Below are 7,922 nucleotides of genomic sequence, written 5' to 3'. Positions count from 1 at the left end.
AGCGCCCGGTTACGCGCACCGTCATGTCCGGCGCCATGATCGGCAAGGGCTCCTATCGCCATTTCATGCAGAAGGAAATCTTCGAGCAGCCGGTTGTCATCGGTGACACGCTGCAAAGTTATGTCGACCCCTTGAGCCGCCGGGTCACCCTGCCGGATATGCCGTTCGATTTCGCGGATATCCCGCGCCTGACGGCCAGTGCCTGCGGCACCGCATTCTATGCCGGCATGATCGGCAAGTACTGGTTCGAACAGGTCGCGCGCCTGCCGGTGGATATCGACATCGCCAGCGAGTTCCGCTATCGCGAAGCGCCCCTGCTCGAGAACGGGGCCGCGCTGTTCATTTCGCAGTCCGGCGAGACCATCGATACCCTTTCGGCCCTGCGGTACACCCGGGCGCAGAAGCAGCACATCCTGTCCATCGTCAACCAGCAGGAAAGTGGGATTGCCCGGGAATCGGACGTGGTGATGAAAACCCTGGCGGGGCCCGAGATCGGGGTTGCCTCCACAAAGGCCTTCACCACGCAGCTTGTGGTTCTGGCCTGTCTGGCCCTGGCCGCCGGCCGGGCACGCGGCAGCCTGTCGGCCGAGGCGGAGGCCGAGTTGACCTCGGCGCTCATCGAGGTGCCGGCCCAGGCCTCCTATTTCCTGGAACGTGAAGCGCAGTTGATCGAGATCGCGCACGAGATGGCCGAGGCCAGCGACATTCTCTACATGGGCCGTGGCAGCATGTATCCCCTGGCCCTGGAAGGTGCGCTGAAGTTCAAGGAGATCAGTTACCTGCATGCAGAGGGCTATGCTGCCGGCGAGCTGAAACACGGGGCCATGGCACTGATCGACGAGCATGTTCCCATTGTCGTTTGTGCGCCGAGTGGACCGCTGTTCGACAAGACGGCCGGCAACATCCAGGAGGTGATTGCGCGCGGTGGACGCGTGGTCCTGATCTCCGACGCGCAGGGCATCGAGGCGATCGGCGATAACGTGACCCATGCCGTCCAGGTCCCGGAGGTGTCGCCCTTTGTGGCCCCGATCCTCTATGCCCTGCCACTGCAGCTGCTGGCCTATCACACGGCCGTCATCAAGGGCACGGATGTGGACCAGCCGCGCAACCTGGCCAAGAGCGTGACGGTGGAGTGAGGCACTTTCCCGGTAGCGGGCATTGCTGCACGGCAGCAACGTGGTAAAACGGCGCGAAACCTGACTGCCGACAATCCGGAGAAATAAAATGTCCGCTGGCGAAGAAACGCGTATCGAAACCGATTCCATGGGCGAACTGGCCGTTCCGGCCGACCGCTACTGGGGAGCGCAGACCCAGCGCTCGCTGCAGAACTTCCGGATCGGGGGCGAGACGATGCCGGAAGGGGTGGTGCGCGCCTTCGGTATCCAGAAGCTGGCCGCCGCACGCACCAACATGAAACTGGGTGTGCTGGACGCGAAGGTCGGCGAGGCGCTCTGCCAGGCCGCCGAAGAGGTCGCCGCCGGCAAGCTGATGGATCACTTCCCGCTGGTGGTCTGGCAGACCGGATCGGGCACCCAGACCAACATGAACAGCAACGAGGTCATCGCCGGGCGCGCCAACGAGATCCTGACCGGCAAGCGCGGCGGCAAGGAGCCTGTGCACCCCAACGACCATGTGAACATGGGGCAGTCCTCCAACGACTCCTTCCCGACAGTCATGCACATTGCCGGCGTCATGGCATTGGTCGAGACGACCCTGCCTAAGCTTCGCCGCCTGCAGGAGGGCCTGGAAGCCAAGTCGAAGGCATTCGACAAGATCATCAAGATCGGACGTACGCACCTGATGGATGCCACGCCGTTGACGCTGGGTCAGGAGTTCTCCGGCTATGCGCAGCAGGTGAAGTACACCATCGCGCGTATCGAGAGCACGCTGGGGCGCATGCTGGAGTTGGCACAGGGCGGCACGGCCGTGGGGACCGGTCTCAATTCCCTCGAGGGCTTTGCCGAGGCTTTCGCTGCCGAGGTGGCGTCCATTACCGGCCAGCCCTTCGTCACGGCTGCGAACAAGTTCGAGGCCCTGGCGGCCCATGACGCGGTGGTCGAAGCCTCGGGCGCGCTCAACTCGGCCGCGGTCTCGCTGATGAAGATCGCCAACGACACCCGCATGCTGGGCTCCGGGCCGCGCTGCGGCTTTGCGGAACTGTTGTTGCCGGCCAACGAGCCCGGCTCCTCCATCATGCCGGGCAAGGTGAACCCGACCCAGGCCGAGGCCCTGACCATGGTCTGCGCCCAGGTGATGGGCAACCACACCACGGCCAGCGTGGCCGGCTCCAATGGCCACTTCGAATTGAATGTCTTCAAGCCTGTGCTGATCTACAGTCTGCTGCAGTCCGCGCAGTTGATTGGAGACGGTGCCGAATCCTTCCTGGACAACTGCATTGCCGGCGTCGAGGCGGACGAGAAGCGTATCGAGGACCTGATGTACCAGTCCCTGATGCTGGTCACTGCCCTCAATCCGCACATCGGTTACGACAACGCGGCCAAGGTGGCCAAGAAGGCCTACGCCGAGAACAAGACCTTGAAGGAAGCCGCGGTCGAACTCGACATGATGACAGCCGAACAGTTCGACGAATGGGTGCGGCCCGAGAACATGATCGGACCGCGCAAAGCCTGATCCTGATGCCCACGAGGCGCAGCGATGGATAAGGACGGTAGCATCCGAAAGCGCTCGGTGACCCTGGCGGGTCACCGGACCTCCATTTCGCTTGAGGGAATCTTCTGGCGCCAGCTCAAGCAGGCGGCAGTCGAGGAGGGGCTCTCCCTGGCCGCGCTGGTGGGGCGCATAGACCTTCAGCGCCTGGAGGCGGCGCCCGACGCCAGTGCCGATGCGTCCCACCGTCCGGCGGTGGGGCTCTCGTCCGCCTTGCGGGTTTACGTGGTGCAGCGGCTCTGCCGTCAGCTAGAGGACCAGGGTAACGAGGAGGCGTGAAGGGGTATTACTGTGCTGCAGGTGTCGCTTCGCCTTGAGTCGTGTTGCCACTGAGGTTTTGTCCAAACCTCTCCCAGTTCTGCTCAGGGGCGCCGAGAGGCCCGGTGATCTCCAGAACCGAGGCTGGTGTCTCCTCAGCTTCCTCGTAGAGTTCGGCAAGGGCCTGAATGCGGTGGCGTGGAAGATCAGCCAGCATGCCCTTCAATTCGAGGCGCCGCGCTGGTCCCCGGAATTCCAGATTGTCGCTGGTCAAGCGACCCGATCCGATCTGGATCCGACCGTCCACTGATGCCGGCAATTCCAGTAGGTTGAAGAGACGTTCCAACTCACTCGCCTGCGCATCGGTCTCTGATTCAGGTTCATCGTACGAACGCATATCCTGAGGCAGGCGGCCGGACAGGCTCATTTCGCCCGAGAGATTGCGCATCATGCGGGAGAGGGACTCTCCTTCCGTTGAGAGGGAGAGCGGCAGGTCGAACGAGCCCCTGGCCGGGAAGCTGCCAAGCAGGGATCTGGCAAAATAGCCCATCGGCATGTCGTTGAGTGAGCCATCCAGACTGGCCTGATAGCTGCCGATGGCGTCGGCTGTGAGGCTGCCATTTGCCGAGAAGGTCCCGCCCAGTACGCGGCCTTCCAGTGTTTCGACCTGCAACTGATTGTTCTCCAGTGCCATGGAGGCGTCCAAGTCTTCCAGGGGCTTCCAGGCAGTGTCCAGCTGGTCCAGGGACAGATCCAGGCGCCCCTGAAGAGCCCTCAGGAAGGACAGGGGGAGGGGGCTGTCATATGCAGAGGCGTCACCGTTCCTGACGGGAAGGAAGGCGCCCAGGTTGTCCAGAGAAAGCCTGGAACCCTGCACCTCAAGGTTCATTTCGGGGCGCCGGCCAGAGAAGACCCATTCTCCCGCCAAGTCCAGTGAATCTTCAGCCAGGGTCACTTGGCTTTCCGGCAGTTCAACGGCACGCGGCGAGGCCTTGGCCTGACCACTTGCCAGAAGCGCCGGCACGTTCCTGTTCGGCTGATCCAGAAGGCTTGGCAGAACGCCGGCCTCCTGGGGATGTCGGAAGTCGAAACGAAAATCGGTGACCGGATAACCGATATCAAGATCCCTGGTCGTGCCTTTCAGGTCCAGTTGCGCTTCGGCACTTTCCAGTCGTGTCTCATAGTTCCAGGTTCCCTGGTTGAGGGAAAAGTCACTGGTGGCATGCAGTTCAGGCAGACGGCGCAGGGCGTTATCCTCAGCGAGGTCCAGCCAGTCGCCAAGCTGCGATCCCGACAGGCCCTCCAGGTCCAGCTTGCCGTTGGATACCGCCATGCCGGTTTCGTCCTTCGTGACCAGGCCGGCCAGGAACAGGGACGCACGCGCCAGGTCCATATCGCTGTTGACGGTAAGTGCGTTTAGCGGGCCGTCCAGTATTCCGCTGGCACGGACCGGACCCAGCCTTTGGAAGTAGGAGGTGAAGGGCAGATCCATCCTGTCGGCCAGACGTCCGGGATCCTGCAGGCTCAGATCAAACTGCGTGCCGGTTATCTGCGGCGTGGAGTCCAGGTTGTCGATGCGGCCCGACAGCGTGGTCTCCAGGCTGTCCAGGTTGCCGATCTCCAGCCTGTCGAAGGCCAACTCGCCGCCTTGAAGGCGGCCAGTGAGTTGCAGGTCGGACACACGTTGCCCCAGATAGGTCAGGCGCTGTGCCTTCAGGTCCAGGTTGGCGTCGAAACGCGTGAGCAGTTTGCCGAACGCGGAAAGCTCCTCCAGCGTGCTACCGGAATCGCTGCCTTTGCGATCGTCTGTGTCATTGCGGGACAGGTAGCCATCAAGGTCCAGGCGGTCGACCTCCAGGCCCAGCCCGAGACCGAGGCGGTCCCGCAAGGCAACGGCGACACCGCCCGTGAAGCTGCTGACGTCCAGGTCAAGTTCCAGTCCGGTCAATTGCAGCAGGTCGTTGCTGTACTGGAAGCCAGAGGTCAGATCGGCATGTCGCAAACGTTCTCCCGGCACGGAGTCGGTTTCCAGATTCAGCCAGGTCAGGAACCTGCGCAGGTTGCCGGTTTCCCCTTGAACGTTGCCATCGAAACCCAGCCCCTGTTGTGCGGGGGACAGTGTGCCGCTCAGTTGAAGGCGGGTCCCTCCCGGGGCCGTGGCCTGCAGGCGTTCGACAAGGGCGGAGCCCGGTGCCAGCGTTGCATCCAGACGCAGGTCCTGGACCAGATCATCCATCATGCGAAGACTGTCCAGCTTGATGCGCACCCGCCCGTCAATGTTCCCTTCCAGGATGCCGGCCAGCAGCTTCCGTCCATGCCCCTGTAATCTTTCCTGCCAGGTCGGGAACTCGATGTGCTGGACGTCCAGCTGCAGGTCCAGGGCAGGTATTCTGGAAAAGCGGATCTTGGCCTGGCCCGTGGCGTCCACGCCGACCAGGCGCAAGCTTGCTTCGCTCAGGGCCAATTCACCAAAATCGCTTTCGACCCTGCTTTCCAGGTTGAACGGCAAGGGGGGACGGCCGTCCTGGGTCCTGTCTCCGAGAATGGCCTCCAGATTTTCGCCCTGCAGCGCCATTTGCGCAGATAGGTGAGTCTCGTTATCGGTAAAGGTGACATCGCCGCGAAGGCGTCCCTCGGCTTCCCCAAGGCCGGCACTGGACCAGGTGAGGTCAAAGGCACGTTGCTGTCCCGTGCTGGCTGCCCCGACCGCCAGGGATATCCGATGGCTGTGGTCCCGCCACCGGCCTTCCCCCACGAAGCGCAAGGGTGTGCCGCCTTCCGGCACACGTGTCGTCATGTCGAGCTGGTCGGCAAGGATGCGTGCTTCGCCCTCGGATTCGGCCAGCAGGATCTGACCATTCGCTATCTCAAGCTGGAGCGGTGCCAGTCCTTCGAGTCTTTTCAACCAGATATCGGTGTCGGCCAGGTCCTGCCCGACTTTCCCGGGTTCGGGCGCGACCAGGACGAGTCGTGGCTGGTTGAGGGAAGCCCGTTCCAGGCCGGGTTCTCCGGAAATCAGGGCTGTCAGCGAGAGGTCCAGCCTGGCCCGGGGAATGTTCATGCTTGGGTGACGTTCCGGCCCACCTCGGGTCGGGTCGATTCGCACATCAGCCAGTTCCAGGCTAGGCTGTGGCAAGAGCGAGAAGGAAACGTCCCCGGCAATGGTGACACCTGCGTTCAGGTGTTCTTCCAGCTCTGCTGCTATGGCGTTCTTGCGCGCCTCTTCATCAATCACGAAAGGTGCCGCCACGGCGCCCGCCAGCACAAGGCCGCCGATGACCGCAAGACACCACAAGACAGTCTTCAATATCCTATTCCCGTAATCCCCCTCAGCCCTGTTCACTGGGCCCCCAATGCCGCACAGGGTAGTGTTTCCCCCTGTACGAGGCAAACGCAAGCATGCGTGAAGCCTGCACTTTTCAGTCTGGCAGCTTTTGCTTAAGAAATTGCTTTGAATTTACTGGAAGGGGAACTCGGGATGAATAACCCGCAGGAGGGGATCAGGCTGGACGTGTTGACGGGGGCGGATCTCGAAAAGCATCTAAGCGAGCTGGCCCAGTTGCGGATCGAGGTTTTCCGCGAATACCCCTATCTCTATATCGGTTCGATGGATTACGAGGCTCGCTATCTGCGCGCCTATCAGGAGGCCGAGGAAAGCGTGATCATCGGCGCTTTCGATGGCACGCGGTTGGTCGGTGCGGCCACCGGCCTGCCGCTTTCAGCGGAACCGCCGACCATGACCGAGCCGTTCAGGGCAAGGGGGTTGGATCCGGAGCAGTTCTTCTATTTCGGGGAATCCGTCCTTCAGGACAGCTATCGGGGCCGGGGTATCGGCGTGCGCTTCTTTCACGAGCGTGAAGCCTATGCCCGTTCACTGAACCGCTTCACATACTGCTGTTTCTGCGCTGTCGAGCGACCTGCGGAAGATCCACGCCGCCCAGCGGACTATCAGCCGCTGGACGGCTTCTGGACCAATCGAGGTTACCGAAAGGTCGGGGAGTTGACCGTCAACCTGTCCTGGCAGGACGCGGATGAAGCCCACGAGAGCCTGAAGCCCATGAGCGTGTGGATGAAAGCCCTGTAGCGCTCTTGCCCGGAACAGTCTCAGGGATGCCGATTGAGGCTTTCGGGCACCCCCACCAGATCGGCCAGGCGGTGACCTTCGCGCAACAGCAGGGACAGGTTGGAATCACGCACCGTGGGCAGCAGGTAACGCGCCTTGCGGATGCGGTCATAATCCAGTTCGGCGGTGATCAGTTCCTCGCTGTTGCCGGCCTGGGCGAGGATCCGCCCGAAAGGGTCGATGATGCGTGACCCGCCCCAGAAGCTGAGCTTGCCTTCCCGGCCCACACGATTGGTCATGACCAGCGGCATGCCATAGGTCATGCCATAGAAACGGGCGGCAATATCCCAGCCGGCCGGATTGTCGAAGTCGCCGCCGACGGCCTCGACGGCCGAGGAAATGGGGGCAAACATCACCGTCGCCCCATGCAGGGCGGCCAGGTGGACCAGGGGCGGGTTCCAGAGGTCGGCGCAGATCAGGATCGAGCCGCGCCATTTCGCATCGGACGGATGGGCCGGGAAGGTGTCCACGTAGCGTCCCGGCGCAAAATGCTTGCCGTCCTCCAGATTACCGTAGGTGGCCAGGTTGACCTTGCGGTGGAGGAACAGCCGCTTTCCCTGACGCACTGCTATGGAGGAATTGTAGAACTGGGCCGCCGGACCTTCCTCGATCAGGCCGAACACCGTGCACATCTCGCCACTGGCATCGGCCAGTTGCTGGACGATCCCGTCTTCGCGGTGGCGGGATACATCCAGGGTCTCTGTCCCGGCCGAGTGCCCTGTCAGGGACATTTCCGGGAAAAGCAGGACATCGATTCCCGCTTCTCGCGCCTTGTGAATGTAGTCCAGGTGCTTGTCCAGATTGACAGAGGGGTCGCCGGGAATGCTTTCTGTCTGGGCGGCAGCCACTTTCAGGGTCATGGCACCTATCTCCT

6 protein-coding genes are annotated in these 7,922 nt (G+C 62.4%); 4 read left to right on the top strand and 2 right to left on the bottom strand.

What is annotated here, in order from left to right; all coding sequences use genetic code 11:
- From glmS to BP38_RS0117565, 3 genes are all read left to right on the top strand, one after another.
- A partial coding sequence (gene glmS, locus BP38_RS0117575; RefSeq protein WP_026988798.1) for a glutamine--fructose-6-phosphate transaminase (isomerizing) occupies positions 1 to 1,136 on the top strand: 1,136 nt, incomplete at its 5' end.
- Between the two features lie 88 nt (positions 1,137 to 1,224).
- Complete coding sequence (fumC, locus tag BP38_RS0117570; RefSeq protein WP_026988797.1) at positions 1,225 to 2,631, top strand: class II fumarate hydratase; 1,407 nt, start codon at positions 1,225 to 1,227, stop codon at positions 2,629 to 2,631.
- Between the two features lie 24 nt (positions 2,632 to 2,655).
- On the top strand, positions 2,656 to 2,946 hold the full coding sequence (locus BP38_RS0117565) for a ribbon-helix-helix domain-containing protein (protein WP_026988796.1): 291 nt from the start codon (positions 2,656 to 2,658) through the stop codon (positions 2,944 to 2,946).
- Between the two features lie 7 nt (positions 2,947 to 2,953).
- On the opposite strand, the gene BP38_RS21410 is transcribed toward BP38_RS0117565, so the two are convergent.
- Positions 2,954 to 6,232 (bottom strand): AsmA family protein, encoded by a 3,279-nt coding sequence (locus BP38_RS21410; RefSeq protein ID WP_155992499.1) that lies wholly within the window; start codon positions 6,230 to 6,232, stop codon positions 2,954 to 2,956.
- A 171-nt stretch (positions 6,233 to 6,403) separates the two neighbouring features.
- On the opposite strand from BP38_RS21410, the gene BP38_RS0117555 reads away from it, so the two are divergent.
- Positions 6,404 to 7,009, top strand: a complete 606-nt coding sequence (locus tag BP38_RS0117555; protein ID WP_035725847.1) for a hypothetical protein — start codon at positions 6,404 to 6,406, stop codon at positions 7,007 to 7,009.
- A 20-nt stretch (positions 7,010 to 7,029) separates the two neighbouring features.
- On the opposite strand, the gene BP38_RS21405 is transcribed toward BP38_RS0117555, so the two are convergent.
- Positions 7,030 to 7,908, bottom strand: coding sequence for a nitrilase-related carbon-nitrogen hydrolase (locus BP38_RS21405; RefSeq protein ID WP_035725845.1), 879 nt, complete (start codon positions 7,906 to 7,908; stop codon positions 7,030 to 7,032).
- Positions 7,909 to 7,922: the final 14 nt, after the last annotated feature.

It is taken from the genome of Fodinicurvata fenggangensis DSM 21160 (assembly GCF_000686045.1).
Taxonomy (GTDB): domain Bacteria; phylum Pseudomonadota; class Alphaproteobacteria; order Kiloniellales; family DSM-21159; genus Fodinicurvata; species Fodinicurvata fenggangensis.
Note: the sequence above shows the minus strand (reverse complement) of the source record. Positions and strands in the feature narration are given on the sequence as shown.

What these genes read in the sequence shown, in the direction of transcription:
- fumC (WP_026988797.1), top strand. Translation starts at nt 1,225, where the DNA reads ATGTCCGCTGGCGAAGAAACGCGTATCGAAACCGATTCCATGGGCGAA.
- BP38_RS0117565 (WP_026988796.1), top strand. Translation starts at nt 2,656, where the DNA reads ATGGATAAGGACGGTAGCATCCGAAAGCGCTCGGTGACCCTGGCGGGT.
- BP38_RS0117555 (WP_035725847.1), top strand. Translation starts at nt 6,404, where the DNA reads ATGAATAACCCGCAGGAGGGGATCAGGCTGGACGTGTTGACGGGGGCG.
- BP38_RS21405 (WP_035725845.1), bottom strand. Translation starts at nt 7,908, where the DNA reads ATGACCCTGAAAGTGGCTGCCGCCCAGACAGAAAGCATTCCCGGCGAC.